Annotated in this window: 18 protein-coding genes; 17 read left to right on the top strand and 1 reads right to left on the bottom strand. The window is 48.0% G+C overall.

What is annotated here, in order from left to right:
- Window positions 1–20: 20 nt before the first annotated feature.
- From AC5SV9_RS17385 to AC5SV9_RS17400, 4 genes are all read left to right on the top strand, one after another.
- Window positions 21–794 carry an enoyl-CoA hydratase gene (locus AC5SV9_RS17385; RefSeq protein ID WP_475148912.1) on the top strand — a complete coding sequence of 258 codons (774 nt, stop codon included), beginning with the start codon at window positions 21–23 and terminating at the stop codon, window positions 792–794.
- Complete coding sequence (locus AC5SV9_RS17390) at window positions 794–1,933, top strand: enoyl-CoA hydratase/isomerase family protein (protein WP_475148914.1); 1,140 nt, start codon at window positions 794–796, stop codon at window positions 1,931–1,933. Before AC5SV9_RS17385 ends, AC5SV9_RS17390 begins: the two co-directional genes overlap by 1 nt.
- Window positions 1,934–1,942: 9 nt before the next feature.
- Window positions 1,943–2,836, top strand: a complete 894-nt coding sequence (mmsB, locus tag AC5SV9_RS17395) for a 3-hydroxyisobutyrate dehydrogenase (protein WP_475148917.1) — start codon at window positions 1,943–1,945, stop codon at window positions 2,834–2,836.
- Between the two features lie 341 nt (window positions 2,837–3,177).
- Window positions 3,178–3,936, top strand: coding sequence for an SDR family oxidoreductase (locus tag AC5SV9_RS17400; protein ID WP_475148919.1), 759 nt, complete (start codon window positions 3,178–3,180; stop codon window positions 3,934–3,936).
- Window positions 3,937–3,955: 19 nt separating this feature from the next.
- Here the strand turns inward: AC5SV9_RS17400 and AC5SV9_RS17405 are convergent, their stop codons facing one another.
- Window positions 3,956–4,867, bottom strand: coding sequence for an EamA family transporter (locus tag AC5SV9_RS17405; RefSeq protein ID WP_475148922.1), 912 nt, complete (start codon window positions 4,865–4,867; stop codon window positions 3,956–3,958).
- Between the two features lie 165 nt (window positions 4,868–5,032).
- Between AC5SV9_RS17405 and AC5SV9_RS17410 the strand changes: the two genes are divergently transcribed.
- From AC5SV9_RS17410 to AC5SV9_RS17470, 13 genes are all read left to right on the top strand, one after another.
- Window positions 5,033–5,464, top strand: a complete 432-nt coding sequence (locus AC5SV9_RS17410; protein WP_475148923.1) for a nuclear transport factor 2 family protein — start codon at window positions 5,033–5,035, stop codon at window positions 5,462–5,464.
- A gap of 323 nt (window positions 5,465–5,787) precedes the next feature.
- Window positions 5,788–7,029: a S41 family peptidase gene (locus tag AC5SV9_RS17415; protein WP_475148926.1), complete on the top strand. Its 1,242-nt coding sequence runs from the start codon at window positions 5,788–5,790 to the stop codon at window positions 7,027–7,029.
- Between the two features lie 34 nt (window positions 7,030–7,063).
- Complete coding sequence (locus AC5SV9_RS17420) at window positions 7,064–7,399, top strand: 5-carboxymethyl-2-hydroxymuconate Delta-isomerase (protein WP_475148928.1); 336 nt, start codon at window positions 7,064–7,066, stop codon at window positions 7,397–7,399.
- Window position 7,400: 1 nt separating this feature from the next.
- Window positions 7,401–7,862 carry a GNAT family N-acetyltransferase gene (locus AC5SV9_RS17425; protein ID WP_475148931.1) on the top strand — a complete coding sequence of 154 codons (462 nt, stop codon included), beginning with the start codon at window positions 7,401–7,403 and terminating at the stop codon, window positions 7,860–7,862.
- A gap of 29 nt (window positions 7,863–7,891) precedes the next feature.
- Window positions 7,892–8,203 (top strand): YciI-like protein, encoded by a 312-nt coding sequence (locus AC5SV9_RS17430; RefSeq protein WP_475148934.1) that lies wholly within the window; start codon window positions 7,892–7,894, stop codon window positions 8,201–8,203.
- Window positions 8,203–8,628, top strand: a complete 426-nt coding sequence (locus AC5SV9_RS17435; protein ID WP_475148936.1) for a DUF1801 domain-containing protein — start codon at window positions 8,203–8,205, stop codon at window positions 8,626–8,628. Before AC5SV9_RS17430 ends, AC5SV9_RS17435 begins: the two co-directional genes overlap by 1 nt.
- A gap of 406 nt (window positions 8,629–9,034) precedes the next feature.
- Window positions 9,035–9,931: a hypothetical protein gene (locus AC5SV9_RS17440; protein WP_475148938.1), complete on the top strand. Its 897-nt coding sequence runs from the start codon at window positions 9,035–9,037 to the stop codon at window positions 9,929–9,931.
- 271 nt (window positions 9,932–10,202) lie between these two features.
- A complete protein-coding gene (locus AC5SV9_RS17445) occupies window positions 10,203–10,769 on the top strand; it encodes a hypothetical protein (RefSeq protein WP_475148939.1) in 567 nt (188 codons plus the stop codon).
- Between the two features lie 91 nt (window positions 10,770–10,860).
- Window positions 10,861–11,679, top strand: coding sequence for a hypothetical protein (locus AC5SV9_RS17450; protein WP_475148941.1), 819 nt, complete (start codon window positions 10,861–10,863; stop codon window positions 11,677–11,679).
- A gap of 217 nt (window positions 11,680–11,896) precedes the next feature.
- Entirely contained in the window at window positions 11,897–13,339 is a 1,443-nt protein-coding gene (locus AC5SV9_RS17455) for an IS1182 family transposase (RefSeq protein ID WP_475148943.1), read from the top strand.
- A 77-nt stretch (window positions 13,340–13,416) separates the two neighbouring features.
- Window positions 13,417–13,680 (top strand): hypothetical protein, encoded by a 264-nt coding sequence (locus AC5SV9_RS17460; RefSeq protein ID WP_475148946.1) that lies wholly within the window; start codon window positions 13,417–13,419, stop codon window positions 13,678–13,680.
- The gene (locus AC5SV9_RS17465) at window positions 13,680–14,282 is read left to right on the top strand and encodes a DUF1294 domain-containing protein (RefSeq protein WP_475148948.1); all 603 of its coding nucleotides are present in this window, start codon (window positions 13,680–13,682) and stop codon (window positions 14,280–14,282) included. The genes AC5SV9_RS17460 and AC5SV9_RS17465 overlap by 1 nt, the downstream gene beginning before the upstream one ends.
- A gap of 97 nt (window positions 14,283–14,379) precedes the next feature.
- Window positions 14,380–15,381, top strand: a complete 1,002-nt coding sequence (locus AC5SV9_RS17470) for a hypothetical protein (RefSeq protein ID WP_475148951.1) — start codon at window positions 14,380–14,382, stop codon at window positions 15,379–15,381.
- Window positions 15,382–15,393: the final 12 nt, after the last annotated feature.

A 15,393-nucleotide genomic window follows, 5' to 3' on the forward strand; every position in this document is an offset into this window, starting at 1 on the left:
GCCTAAATCAGGAGACAACAATGGCTCAACTAAAACTCGAAAAACGCGGCCACACGGCGCTTATCACCATGTCAAACCCGCCGGCAAATACCTGGACGGCGGAAACCTTAACCCAGCTGCGTGACGCGGTTAAAAGCCTGGATGCCGACAAAAATATCTATGCCTTAGTCATCACTGGTGAAGGTGAAAAGTTCTTCTCAGCCGGTGCTGATTTAAAACTGTTTGCCGATGGCGATAAAGCCGTAGCCAGCGATATGTCCCGTATCTTTGGCGAAGCCTTTGAAACCTTAAGCGCATTTCGTGGTGTGTCTATTGCCGCCATTAATGGCTATGCCATGGGCGGCGGTTTAGAAGTCGCACTGGCCTGTGATATCCGTATCACCGAGCAGCAAGCGCAGATGGCGCTGCCGGAAGCCAAAGTCGGGTTACTGCCTTGCGCGGGCGGTACACAAAACCTGGCTTGGTTAGTAGGTGAAGGCTGGGCGAAACGTATGATCCTGTGTGGTGAGCGTATTGGCGCGGAAAAAGCCCAACAAATTGGCCTGGTTGAAGAAGTCGTCGCAACCGGTATGGCTTTGGAAAGTGCGCTGGCATTGGCAGAAAAAGTGGCCGAGCAAAGCCCGTCTGCTGTTAGCGCTTGTAAAACGCTGATCCAAAAAGGCCGCAGTGGCACTATGCAAAGTGCATTGCCGCTGGAACGCGAGCTGTTTGTTGGCTTGTTCGATACCAAAGATCAGGTTGAAGGTGTGCAGGCGTTTTTAGAAAAACGCAAAGCAAACTGGGTGAATGGCTAATGAGCGCGGTAAATGAGGTAGTGCTGTATCAGGAATTAACAGCACAGAACGGTAAAAAAATCGGTGTTGCCACACTTAATTCAGAAAAATCACTCAATGCCTTAAGCCTGCCGATGGTGGAATCCTTATTGCCTAAGCTGCAAAGCTGGCAGTCGGATCCGGCAATCAGCTTAGTGATTCTGGATGGCAGCGGCGATAAAGCCTTTTGCGCCGGGGGGGACATTCGTGATTTGTACAAAGCCATGCTGGATAAGCCGGGCGAGTATGCGCCTTATGTAGAAGATTTCTTCACCAAAGAGTATGCGCTGGATTATCTCATCCACACCTTTGGCAAACCGGTGCTGGTGTGGGGAAATGGTATTGTAATGGGCGGCGGCTTAGGCCTGATGGCGGGTGCATCGCATAAAGTGGTTACTGCGACCAGCCGTATCGCGATGCCGGAAATGGCAATAGGCCTGTATCCTGACGTCGGGGCCAGCTGGTTTTTAAACCGTATGCCGCCTGGCTGTGGCCTGTTTTTAGGCTTAACCGGCGCTTCTATTAACGCCGCCGATGCCAAGTTTATTGGTCTGGCTGATCACTTTGTGCTGCACGAGTGCAAAGCTTCGCTTATCGACAAGCTTAAAAACATTAACTGGGGCGATACCATTGCGCTTAACCATCAGAAGCTGTCTGATGCGCTACGCAATGAAGAAGATCAATGCCGCACCCAAATGCCACTGAGCCAAATCCGCCCTCACCAAACTGAGATTGAAGCGCTTGCTGGCTTAACGGAGCTTGAAACGGTCATTTCAGCAATTAACGCCATGCAAGGCGAGGATAAATGGCTGCAAAAAGCTAAAGATTCATTGGCCTACGGCAGCCCAATTACCGCGCACATTGTGTTTGAGCTGTTAAAACTGGGCCAAAGCAAAATTCTGGCCGACAGCTTCCGTTTAGAGCTGGGCTTAAGTGTGCAGTGCGGCAAATTGGGTGAATTTACCGAAGGTGTGCGTGCGCTATTGATGGATAAAGATTTACAACCGAAGTGGCAATACAAAACCGTCGCGGAAGTACCTCAGGCGGTTATTGCTGAACTATTTCGCTCACCGTGGCAGGCGCAAAACCATCCGCTGCGGCATCTGGGCACAGACGAGTAAGGAGCCAATATGGCAAAGGTTGCATTTATCGGTTTAGGAAATATGGGTGGCCCAATGGCCATCAATCTGGTTAAAGCGGGCCACAGCGTTGCTGCATTTGACTTATCTGAAACGGCATTAGCGCAGGTTAAAGCGGAAGGTGCTACCGTAGCTGCCAGTGCTGCTGATGCGGTAAAAGGCGCTGAGTTTGTTATCTCCATGCTGCCAGCGGGCAAGCATGTACTGGGCCTGTATTTAGGCGAGCAGGGTTTAGCGGCGCATATCAGTAAAGATGCCTTGGTGATTGACTGCTCTACCATCGATGCTGATAGCGCGCGTAAAGTGGGTGCAGGGTTCTCCGCGCAGGGTATTGCCTTTATTGATGCACCGGTATCCGGTGGTGTCGGCGGTGCCAAAGCTGGCACGCTAACCTTTATTGTCGGTGGTGACGTTGCGCATTTTGAGCGCGCTAAAACGGTGCTTAGCAATATGGGTAAGAACCTGTTCCACGCAGGTGCAGTAGGTGCTGGCCAGGTTGCAAAAATCTGCAACAATATGCTGCTGAGCATTTTAATGGTGGGCACCTCAGAAGCGCTGCAAATGGGCGTGGATAATGGCCTCGACCCGAAAGTGCTGTCAGATATTATGCTGAAAAGCTCAGGTCGCAACTGGACGTTGGAGCTGTACAATCCGTGCCCGGATGTAATGGAAAACGTGCCATCGTCAAATGGCTATCAGGGAGGCTTTATGGTCGATTTGATGGCGAAAGATTTAGGCCTGGCATTGGAAGCAGCACTGCAAAGCCAAAGCAGCACGCCGATGGGCGCGCTGGCGCGTAGCCTGTATGTCACGCATCAGCGGGCCGGTAATGGCAAGCTGGATTTTTCCAGTATTTTCAAGCTGTTTGAAAAGAAAGCCGGTTAGATTTGGGTAACAGTGGCAGTTGGATAGAACGGCTGCCACTGCGTACATTTTTTGTCAGACACGCCGTAAATACGTCCCTGTAGGCTCCTGTTTTTCATCCCTGAAAAACACGGTCTGCCAAAAAAGTACATCCGTGTCAGCCTTAGTGTTAACCGGAACCTTAACATCATTTAATAGAGCGGAGCTGCGAGCTTCGTAGCAAACAAGATTATAAGCCTGCGCGAAGATACTTTTTGCGTAAGACCGTTGCAGGCCATGGATGGCCGGAATCGAGCCCCAGGGACGGCTTGTGGCGTGTCGCAGCAAAAATGTTCGTTGCGCAGGCGATTACGGAGTAAGAAATGAACCTGCAAAACAAAACCATCGTTATCACTGGCGGTGCACAGGGCCTGGGCCTGGAAATGGCGCGCATGTGCGCGGTAGAAGGCGCAAAATTAGCACTAATCGATATGAATGCTGATCAATTAGCGGCGGCTAAAGCTGAGCTGGGTGTTAGCACCACAGTAAACACTTACATTGCCAACGTAGCGAATGAAGAACAGGTAGAAAGCACCTTCGCGCAAATCGACAGCGATTTTAATGGCATCGACGGCTTAATCAACAACGCCGGTATTTTACGTGATGGCCTGCTACTGAAATACAAAGACGGCGAGTTGCAAAGCAAGATGTCACTTGCCCAGTTCCAGTCGGTTATTGATGTTAACCTGACCGGTGTGTTCCTGTGTGGCCGCGAAGCCGCTGCTGCTATGGTAAAACGCGGTACTAAAGGCGTGATTATTAATATGTCCAGCGTGGCGCGAGCCGGCAACATGGGCCAAACCAACTACGCTGCGTCTAAAGCCGGTGTAGTTGCAATGACGGTAACCTGGGCGCGCGAACTAGGCCGCTTTGGTATTCGTGTGGGCGCTATTGCACCGGGCGTAATCCGCACCGCAATGACGGATGCGATGAAACCGGAAGCGCGTGACCGCTTAGAGAAGATGAAGCCGGTAGGGCGCTTAGGCGAAGCCAGCGAAATTGCCCATACCGCGAAATACATTTTTGAAAACGATTTCTTCACCGGCCGCGTGGTAGAAATCGACGGCGGCATCAGCATGTAATTAGATGCAAAAAAAGGCGCTAAGGCGCCTTTTTTATTAATAACTCTGTTGTCTCAAGCGGCTTGGTGATCGTTTTTCTAACCGGCCGCTGGCCGAGCCAAACGCCTAGTAATACGGCTGTCATACCAAGCGTTTGCAGCCAGGTCAGCTGCTGCTGCAGCACCAGTGCTCCAAGCACAGTAGCGCTTAACGGGCTAAGCAAACTCAGTGTAGTAACGGCTGCCGCAGGCATTTTCAGCACACCACGTAGCCACATTACGTAGGTTAATCCGGTACCTATTACACCTAGCCACAAATACCCTGCAATATTCAGTAAGCTAAAATGGGCTGGCATCGGCTCGAATATCAATGCTAGTGGCAATAAAAACAGCCCGCCTGCGGTAAGCTGCCAGCTGGTTAACACCATAGCGCTGGCAGGCGGCAGCCATTTTTTGGTCAGTAAAGTACCGCAAGCCATAGAAAATGCACCTGCTGCGGCCGCTGCCACACCGGTGAGATCCAGTGCAGCTTCCGGCCCCAGTACCAGCATGGCAACACCGGCTAAACCACATAGTGCCGCTATCCAGCTGAGTAAACCCGTCTTAGCCTGAAACCAGGCCCAGCCCAGCAGTACAACAACCAACGGCTGAATGGCTCCTATGGTTGCGGCAACGCCACCCGGAAGGCGGTAGGCTGCAACGAACAGTAAGGCCTGAAACACGCCGATATTCAGCATGCCAAGCAGAAAGATTTTACCCCACCAGCCTTTAGCCGGGATCTGGCGTAAACACAGTAGCATTAATAGGCCTATAGGCAGCGTACGCAAGGCGGCTGACAGCAACGGCACATCTGGCGGCAGCCATTCGGTAGTCACCAGATAAGTGCTGCCCCAAATTAACGGGGCTAATGCCGTTAAGCCAATATCAAACAAGCGTGGTGCGGTGTGTTGCATTCTATACTCCTAAAACTTAATTCTCTGCTATCTGACAAAGCGCGCACTGTAAAACCTTAACCATGCTTGAGGTAAAGTGCTTTTTTCAGCCGGATGAGTTTACGTTGCGAAATGGCAAAAAATTGTTACTCTGAACTGCGTTAAAAAAACATATTGGAATCTCTGATGAAAAAAATCCTGATTGTTCTGCCATTACTGTTCTGCACCATGCAGGCCGCAGCTGATGACAAAGCCGAGCTGACAGCTCTGCTAAGTGAGTTTTTAGATGGCGCCACCCGCAATGATGCCGCTGTTCATGATAAATACTGGGCAGATGAACTGATTTATACCAGCTCCAGTGGTACCCGCTTTGGCAAAGCTGAGCTGATGCAAGGCGTAACCAGCCGCGGTATGTTAAAGCCAGACGAGATTGACACCGTATACAGCAGTGAAGACGTGCGCATTATGCAATATGGCAACACAGCCGTGGTGGCGTTTGTGCTGGTAGGCCGGTCAGGCGTAGATACCAAACGTTATTTAAACAGCGGTACCTTTGTAAAACGTGATGATGGCAAATGGCAGGCAGTGAATTGGCAGGCTACGGCAAAAACTGACTAGTATTCGTGCTTTGCCTGGCGGGTAGCAAATGATGGTGAAATAACAGTTCAGAGCTCAGCAATTAAAAACGTTGATATTTCCAGTACTGCGTGGTGTAAAGCCCACCAGGGAATCATTATACCGTAAATATACGATAAGCTAGGGGTAGTTTAATTTTGTGGAAGATAAATTAAAATAAAACAAATAGTTGCAATGCCATGTGCATGCTTTAAAGTGAAAATATTTACAATATATATCGTCAGGTAACCATAGTTTTTCTGCTGTCGTTTCACGCACGATAGCCGGAGGTTTACGTTAACCTGTCCTTTTAATGGAAGTGTCTGATGTCTCGTTTAATCAAATATGTCCCCCTGTTACTTTGCTTAACCGCGTGCTCAGCCAAACACAGCTTTAATGCTGAGGTTGCCTGGAATGAACTAATTTTTACGCTGCAAAACGACTATGCCTATCTGGACAAAGTGGGGCCGGAATTTGATGTATTGCAGGCGGAGTTTCGTAACAAAATGCTCGCTGCCAAAACAGAGCAGGAGTTTATCGACCTGAGCCAGGCTTTTTTGCGCAATTTCCAGGATCCACACCTGAATATGGGCCCTTATGACACTGATGATTATAGTGTGTATCCCACAGGTGCCGATATTTATGCAGAATATGTCGACGGTAGCGCACATATCGTTGATGTTAAAGCGGACTCTGCTGCCTTTATACAAGGACTACGTCCTAAGATGGTTATTGTTCAGGTTGATGGTGTCAGTATCGACGATGCGATTCAAATCGTTACGGGGCGCAATATTGATGCGCTTACAACAGAACAAAAAAACTATGCTTTGAATATCGCTTTAGGCGGTAAACGTTATCAACCCAGGCAGTTAGCCATACTATCTGGCTCGGATATTAACACTGTTGCATTGGCTGCCAGCTACGACAGTATCAACCGGTTAAAAGAAGGCCCAGCGGTAAGTTTTGCCGATAAGCAAGGGGTTGGTTATATCCGTTTTAACAATGCTTTGGGTAATGAAGAAACAGTTAGTGGATTTCGTGAAGCGTTGAAGACGTTACAGCATAGCCGGGCCTTTGTTATTGACTTACGCAATACGCCAAGTGGCGGAAATACCGGGGTGGCTGAGCCCATTCTGGGACATTTTGTCAACGCAAAGCAACCCTATCAGCTATACCGGGTGCAGCAGTCGGGGCAAGTATACAGCGAAGCTCCGCTACAACAGGCAATAGTGACACCCCAGCAGCCATATATTGATAAACCATTTGTGGTTCTTGCGGGCCACTGGACAGGTAGTATGGGCGAGGGCATGACCATTGCACTGGACGCATTAGGTGCTAAAGCGGTAATTGGCGCACCGATGGCAGATTTGCTGGGCGGCATTAAACAGGTGCAACTGGCGGCAAGTGGTGCCTGGTTAGAGTTGGGGTTTGAACGCTTGTATCACGTCAATGGCAGTTTCCGTGAAGACTTTTTACCATCAATACTATTAGCTGCGGCAGATACGGATATAAACGGCGAAGACCCTGCTCTGCTCGCCTCGATAAAACTGTTGGATCAGGCAGAATAACGTTGGGTGAAACTGAAATAACCGGGAGACTTATATGCCACATTGTGTAATCGAGTATTCAGACACCTTAGATGCTAAACCCATTTTAACCGCAGTGTTCGACGGTGCCTTGCAATCAGAGTTGTTTGAGCCTGGCGGCGTTGATATCAAAGTGCGGGCACAATCTTACCAGCAGCATATCAGCGGCGCCAAGCATCGCGATTTTATCCATGTACAACTGCGGATCCTAAGTGGCCGCAATCTGGCACAAAAACAGCATTTATCGCAATGCGTGCTGGATAAACTGCTGCAACTTGGCCTGGTAAGCTGCTCACATACGGTGGAAGTGATCGATATCGACCGTGCCAGCTACGCTAAAAAGGTCAGCTGATATGCAGATCCGTCTGGATGATTTAACCGGTGGTGAGGTAATTACGTTGCTGCGCGAGCACCTGGCCGATATGTACGCCACCTCACCGCCAGAAAGTGTACATGCGCTGGATGTTGAAGCCTTAAAAGCCAGCAACATCCGCTTTTTTAGTGCCTGGCAGGGGGACACTTTAGCGGGCTGTGTAGCGATTAAAACACTGGACAGCGCGCAGGCTGAGCTAAAGTCGATGCGCACTGCCACAGCTTTTCGGGGCATGGGTGTAGGGCAGGCGTTGTTGCAGTATATAATCGACCATGCCAAAGCGCAGGGCTTTATCTCACTTAGCCTGGAAACCGGCACCCAGGACTATTTTACTCCAGCCAGAAGCCTGTACCGTAAGTTTGGCTTTACCGATTGTGGCCCTTTTGGCCAGTACAAGCTGGACCCGAACAGCCATTTTATGACGCTAAGCTTGCGCGGATAAACGCAAGCGTAGCAACAAAGGAGAGCCTGATGCACTTTTTGCTGATGTACGACACCGCACCGGACTATTTACAACGCCGTGCTGAATTTCGTTCGGCGCATCTGGCACTGGCCTGGCAAGCCGCACAGCGCGGCGAATTGCTGCTAGGCGGCGCCGTCGGCGAGCCGGCAGACAGCGCCTTGTTGCTATTTAACTGCGACAGCGCCGATATTCCAGCGGCTTTTGCCAAAGCCGATCCTTACGTACTAAATGGTCTGGTCAGCCGCTGGCAGGTTAAGCCCTGGCAGACGGTAGTGGGCGAGGGCGCAACTAATCCGGTGAAACCAGAGGCTGCAGGCTAATGGCCGAGACAAAAACCAAAGCAACCAACGCCAGCGTTGACGATTACCTGGCCAGCCGCGCTAACGCGCAGCAGCTAAGCGATTGTCATCAGCTTATTACTTTATTTGGCGATGTAACCGGCGAAGCGGCAATTATGTGGGGGCCAAGTATTGTTGGTTTTGGTCGCTACCGTTATACCTACGACAGCGGCCATAGCGGTGAAGCCCCGCTTACCGGCTTTGCCATTCGTGGCCGCGATATCGTTATTTACCTGCTGGCCGAAGGCGCTGGGCAACAGCAATTACTGCAACAACTGGGCAAGCACAAAATGGGTAAAGCCTGTTTGTATATCAAGCGTTTGGCTGACCTGGACATCGCGGTGTTAAAGCAACTCGCACTTAACTCTGTAGCAGAATTACAGCGGCGCTACGGTGCGGCTGGCTGATGTTAGCCAGCGTTTTCAATCGCTACCGGGCAGCCGGATTGCACTTAGCAGGCTTGGAATAAAGAAGGCGGAACGAATAATTACCAAGCTTTGGCAAAGTATCAAAATACAGCACGACAAGTCAGATCGTCTTTAATGTGCCAAAAGCGGACATCTCTCAACTCTAGCCGAATTATAAGCTCTGAAATTATATCCAGTTCACGTCTTGATGCCGTTGATGAATGTTAGTCGGGTCAACCCGTATTTGAAGTTCACTCAATATTAGCTGTACCTATATATTGTTGTAAATCTTAAGTGGGCGGTGTAGTGTTTTGTGCATTAACTTTACAAGGACAGTTTGAACCGGTTGAGTTTGAGCGCTAATGCGTATAACCGAGAGTCTACTTTTTATGGATAAGAAAAGCCTATGCGGATAGATATCGCCGAGATTATAGAACTTGTAGGGAGAACTCCGGGAATCTATCGCAGACCGGATAGGATCGACGTCGCCCGTGAAATAACAAATCTCCGCAATAAGCTACAGAGCACAATTGACTCAAATCTTCAGCCTTGGTTCGTCCTGCTCGACGAGTCAATTCAGCTCTTCTTTCTGCTTGAGCGCTTCATGTTTCGCCAGCCACTCATGAATAACGAGGTTCCATTCGCTATTCAGTGCTCAAAAATAAAGAGAGATCTGGTCTCGATCCGTGAGTTGATAGCCATCGGGCAAGATATCTGCGCCGCAGTTCTAGTGCGTACATTCTTAGAAGACTTAGAGATCGCTATGGTTGTCGCTCTGGACATAGACATGAGCGCTAGTTACAAAACGACCAACAACCAAACAGATTTCTGGAATAAGTATGTAGGCTACGGACGAGTTTACGACCACATCTCCAAGTACTTATCTGCCAGTGGGGCGCAAGACGCAGAGATCAGTGAGACGATTGCGCGACATAAGGATATGAAGCGATTCTGTTCAGATTGTACTCATGGAGGGATGATGTCGTCACTTCGCTCGGCTTTCACCCCTTCACTAACGGCTAAAGACCAAGTACATCATCAATCACTCGGCGCGATTTCGCCTGACGCTAGATACATTTGTCTATCCGTTTCGGAAGAGTGTCGTGTATTCGCTGGATCGCTGGTTAATCATCTCACCAGAGAGACTAAGCTTCACGTTTATGAACGCTTTACACTGGATGACAAACTATTCGATGTCTTCTCCAGCGCTTACGTGCTTCAGGAGCTTGTCAAACGACATGGGAAGAAATTGCATAATGCTCAGGCCAAAAACGTACAGACCAAACAAGCTGCACCGCAGTGAAAACTGTGCCGGTAAGACAGGTCAGTGCCAGAAGCGGACGCTTGGGCACTGTAAAAATATCATTTCCACATCAGAGCATAGCCCTCCCTCTAATTAGCCGAATTAATCCGTATTTGTAGCAAATGTAAATATCGCTGTACCTATAACCTATTGTCAGTTATGAAAAAGCGATGTAGGGTTATGAGCATTAAATTTACAAAGGTGGAAAAGTCCTTGCTTAAATACGGGGCTTTCCGCTGAATAAGAGTTAGGCATTACAGGGAGTACCTCGATGGATTGGTTTTTAAGATTGATTAGAATCGCTGGTGTTAACTTCCCGGTTGCTGCATCCCTTGTGCAATTGCAGGCTGAGATTGATTCGGAAAAAATTGCTAAATTAATTGAAACACTACGCGATCCAATTAGCTACCTACACGAAGATGTACAGGCTGTATCAACACGTATTTATGAGCAACTGAAGGCAGATGACTCTACAATTTTGTATTTTCCTGAAGAGTTCTACAGTAGATATAGCCGTGCAATTGCAGCCTTGGACTCACAAGGGTATCTAACTAAACAAAATGCTGCGGGCTGTAAATTTCCACTTTCTATACAATTAACTGATCCCTCTTACATCATGTATATGTGCCATTTGGCGGAACAAGCCAACAAGATGAATGAAATAACATCAATAGTTGATAAATGTGAGGTAGGGTCTTGGTTAGACGGAAATAAATTGTCCCAAGAAATAGGACTGCCTACGGACGTCGTGAGAAGTATATTTAGCATTTATGAGTCAAAGGGTTATGGCTATCTCTCAAAAGAAATTGGTGCATGCAGGTATATTGGGAAAGCTTAACTATCGCCATCAAAAACGCGATCTATGTGTGCTCGATTCTCAACAAGTTGCTCGTGTTTGTGACGGGCGTTAGCGGTACAAAAGTATAGACATGAAAAGATACAGAATATTTTCATTTGATTTTGATTCAAGGGCGCACTCCTTAGAGCCTGTTCAAGAGCAATTGGATGAGAAAGTAAAAGAACTGCACATTGAAAATAGAGAAAAGACTATTAAGGAGCTTGCTGAGCAGTTTGGGAACTGGAGCATAGAACAAAAAGTAAAGAACTTTCTGGATTTGAAGTTTAAGCCTTTTTCAGTAGCAGCTTTCCATAACAAGTTTTTAGAGCAGATCAGGAACTCATTTGTTGTAGGGGGTTATTATCCTGCTCTAACAGGAGCTTGTGCTCTCGGTGAGAGGATTCTTAACCATATGGTATTGTTGCTTCGAGACTACCACAAAACATCGCCGGAATATAAAAAACTATATCGTAAGCAATCATTCGATTATTGGCCCTTTGCGATCGATGCTCTGGAATCTTGGGGCGAATTATTGCCAGAGGCTGCCGCAAAATTTAGGGTTCTCAATGACAAACGCAATCATGCTATTCACTTTAATCCAGAAACAGATCGCAATGATCGAGAGCTGGCGTTGCAGGCCATTCATTTGGTTCAAGACATAGTAAGTGCTCAGTTTGCAGCTTTTGGAAAACAGCCTTGGTACTTCTGTGTTCCAGGTGAGATTTACATAAAAAAGGAATGGGAAGAACGACCTTTAATTAAGCACATCTTCATACCTAATTCAGCACTCGTTGGCCCAAAACATAAGGTCGAAAGCATAATTCCTCAAATAGTTATAAACGATCAATTTGCATATGAGTGTCGAGAAATTTCCGATGAGGAATACATCGAGTTGCGCCAGCGCCGCTAACAGGGTGCTGCTCCCGGACAAATTCTCCGCTGCGCTCCAAATTTGCCGTAGATCGCGGCGTTAACGTCCGCTCTTCGCTCAGACTGTGTGAAAACTGCTGATCACCTTTTGGCCTAAGCAGCAGATTTATATGATCAATCGTTCTTGATAAAGCCAAGTGGTTAGCTGCCACTTTACTAAAATTAACAGCATACGAATTAGAACAAAGTGTGCTGGTATGACCCACCATATAAAAGGCCAGAGCAGGCATCAAGTAGCCTTACTTCCTGAGGCGCTGGATGACTTCGTTACTGAAGATAATCCTGTCCGGGTAGTCGATATCTTTGTTGATGGACTACAACTTGATTCTCTGGGCTTCGAGCGAGTCAGCGCTAAGCAAACCGGGCGGCCAGGATATCACCCTGCTACCATGTTGAAGCTGTACATTTATGGATACCTGAAACGCATCCAATCTTCCCGCAGGCTGGAAAAAGAAACACATCGGAACGTTGAGTTGATGTGGCTACTTGAGCGACTTACCCCGGACTTTAAAACCATCGCAGACTTCAGAAAAAGTAACGGTAAAGGTATCAAGAATGCTTGCCGGGCTTTTATCGACTTGTGTCGGCATATGCAAATGTTCACAGATGTCATTGTGGCCATCGACGGCAGCAAGTTCAAAGCAGTAAACAGTAAAGCCAACAACTTTACGCCTCAAAAAGCGAAAGACCATATTGCGCGGGTTGAATTAAGCATCAGCAATTATCTGAATAAGCTGGATGAAGCAGACAAATGCTCAGAACCTGATACCAGTGCAGAATTAACCGTAACTAAACTAGCATGGCTAAAAAAACGGTTGGGTGAACTTCAGGAGATCCAACAAACAGTTGAACAACAGCCAGACAAGCAACTGTCTTTAACCGATCCAGATTCCCGGTTAATGAAAACAAACAACATGAACCGACAAGTTTGTTACAACGTGCAGACTGCCGTGGATACGAAGAATCACCTGATCGTGGCACATGAAGTGACCAACACAACAGATCGAGGCCAACTTAGTTACGTGACAACATTGGCTCAGGAAGCCGTTGGTAGAGAGGACATAACTGTACTGGCCGACAAAGGTTATTACAGCCGTAGCGATATTAAAGCAGTACTCGATACTGGTGCTGTGGCGCTGGTGCCGAAGGGTGATACCTCCGGCGCTGACCGTAAAGGCCTTTTTAACCGTTCGCTGTTTAGGTATGACCGAGAAAACGACGTTTATATTTGCCCGGCTGGCAGCGAGCTTCAGAATAGGTTTACAGCATTTGAAGATGGGCTGGAACAGCAAATGTACTTTAATAATATCGCCTGCCGGGATTGTAGCCAAAGGTTAAAATGCACTACATCCAAGCGAGATCCCAGACGTATCCGGCGATGGGTTCATGAAGCTGAAATAGAAGATATGCAAGCCAGGCTTGATGCACTTCCACAAACAGCAGTAATCCGAAAGCAAACTGTAGAGCATCCGTTCGGAACAATTAAAATGTGGATGGGTGCGACTCACTTCCTGATGCGACGATTTAAAAACGTCAGCACCGAAATCAGTCTACATGTACTGGCCTACAACCTGAAAAGGATGATATCAATCTGGGGTACTGAAGGCTTAGCCAGTAAGCTGCGAGAGCATTACGGTTAGCGACGATAGCCGCTTCAACCCATGATAACAACCCAGTTGCTCTAAACACCGGCTTTAGAAGGTCCCGAACCACCTGAATGACAATTACAGCCTATACGAGTAAATTCAGCGAGACACTAACAATACATGCCCAGAGCGCCGCTGAAAAAGCCAAAAATATGAGTTTTTACACAGCCTGCGCTCAAAGCAGACAGTTCAGTTATCCATATTCCTTTAAGCAACCACAGCGCCAAACTTTCTCTTTTGCCTTATTGACGAGCAAAGCTTTGCGGGTTTCAATTGTTGTCAATTTTGCGACAGCATGGCAGTTAGACAATCGCCCGAAATATAAGGAGCAGTAATGCTGGTAAAGGGAAAAATTACCCAGTGGGATGATGATAAAGGCTTTGGTTTTATTCAGCCGTTGTTAAAAGGCCAGCGGGTGTTTGTGCATATTAAAGCGCTGCAGAACCGTTCGCGCCGTCCGGTCATTGGCGAGGTGGTCACTTACGCTATCGGTAAAGATGAGCAAGGCCGGCTGCAGGCGCAGCAGGTAACCTTTGCCGGTGAAAAACGCAAAATCAAAGCCGCAAGAACCGCTGCAAAGTGGCCTTTGTGGTGTGTATTAGCGTTTGCTGCAGTGCTGGTCGCTGCTGTTGCTACTGCCAAACTGCCGCTGTATGTGCCGCTGCTTTATGCCGGGCTTAGTTTGCTTACTTTTGTTACTTACTGGCTGGATAAACGTAAAGCGCAGGCCGGGCGCTGGCGTACACCTGAGTCTACCTTGCAGTTTATGGCGCTGCTGGGTGGCTGGCCCGGTGCTTTACTGGCGCAAAGTTATTTGCGGCATAAGTCACAAAAACGGGCTTTTCTGGTGGTGTTTTATCTTGGTGCTTTGCTAAACCTGATTGCCCTGGCCTGGCTGCACAGCCAGCAAATGTTGCCCGCCGGTATTGGCGGATAGCCAACCGAAATACGCCATAAATAGACATTGACCTTAAAGCGTGGTTTAACGTTAGCCTGCATTTCTCTTATAGTAACAGTGAGATGTGGAAACGTTTATGAACATTATTTACAGCAAAATACTAGCAGGCGGGTTGCTGCTGCTGTTATGGCTGCCATCTGGTTATGCGCAGCAAACTGATGCCGAGACCATCATCGATATAGCTGGCTATCAGGTGCCGGTAAAAGCGGGCGGCTTGTATGACAAATACCGCTCCAACCCGCCGCTATCCGTTATTGCTGAGCAGGCGCCGGATATCGACCTGAGTTGGTTTAAGACCCTGCAAAAACGCCGGGTTGATATTGGCTTTAGCTCTTATTCGCCAAACTTCTACTATAAAAACAGCCGTATTACCGCTGTGTTTACCGCAGATTTAGCACGGCTGAAAGCCTTAATACCACCAAAAATACTAGAACATGTAACACCATTACAGATCTGGCCTGGCCGTGGGCTGATAGCGCTGACCGCCTATGCTTATCACTATTGTGACAACGACAATTACAACGAAATTGCCGTGTCGGTGATCACGACAAAACCGGGAAAGCTGAATGTCGGGCCATTAAGCCTGCTGCGTCAATCACTAACCGATGACTACTGGGGTTATGTGTTGCAGCTACCGGTGAATACCGAGCTTGCCAGAGTAAGAGGCGTTGTTGGTTATAATTTGCCGAAATGGACCACTGCTATTGATTATCAGCAGCATGCAGACAAGGTGGTGGTGAGTATTGCCGATGCGAAGACTGGCGCTACCGATTTTACTTTTGAAGCTGAAGCTCTGCCTGTGAAAACGGACGATTTCCCGGTAGTCAGAAATAGCTTTGTTAATCTTGATGCAAGCGGCACTGTTACCACAGGCTACGCATTATCACGCTTGCAGTTATTTGCCGATACCTCTGAGGACGATGCAGTAAAGCTGACTTTCACTGATGGCAGCTTGTCACGCTATATCAGGCAACTAAAGTTAGGTAAGCTGATGAAATATGAATATGTGCCAGAGTTTCAGAGTGCACTTTATGCACCGGTTACGCTGGAACAAGCACAGGGTGACGGAAATTGGTAAGTAAGAGACAGA

Source organism: Rheinheimera sp. ATLC3 (assembly GCF_059429535.1).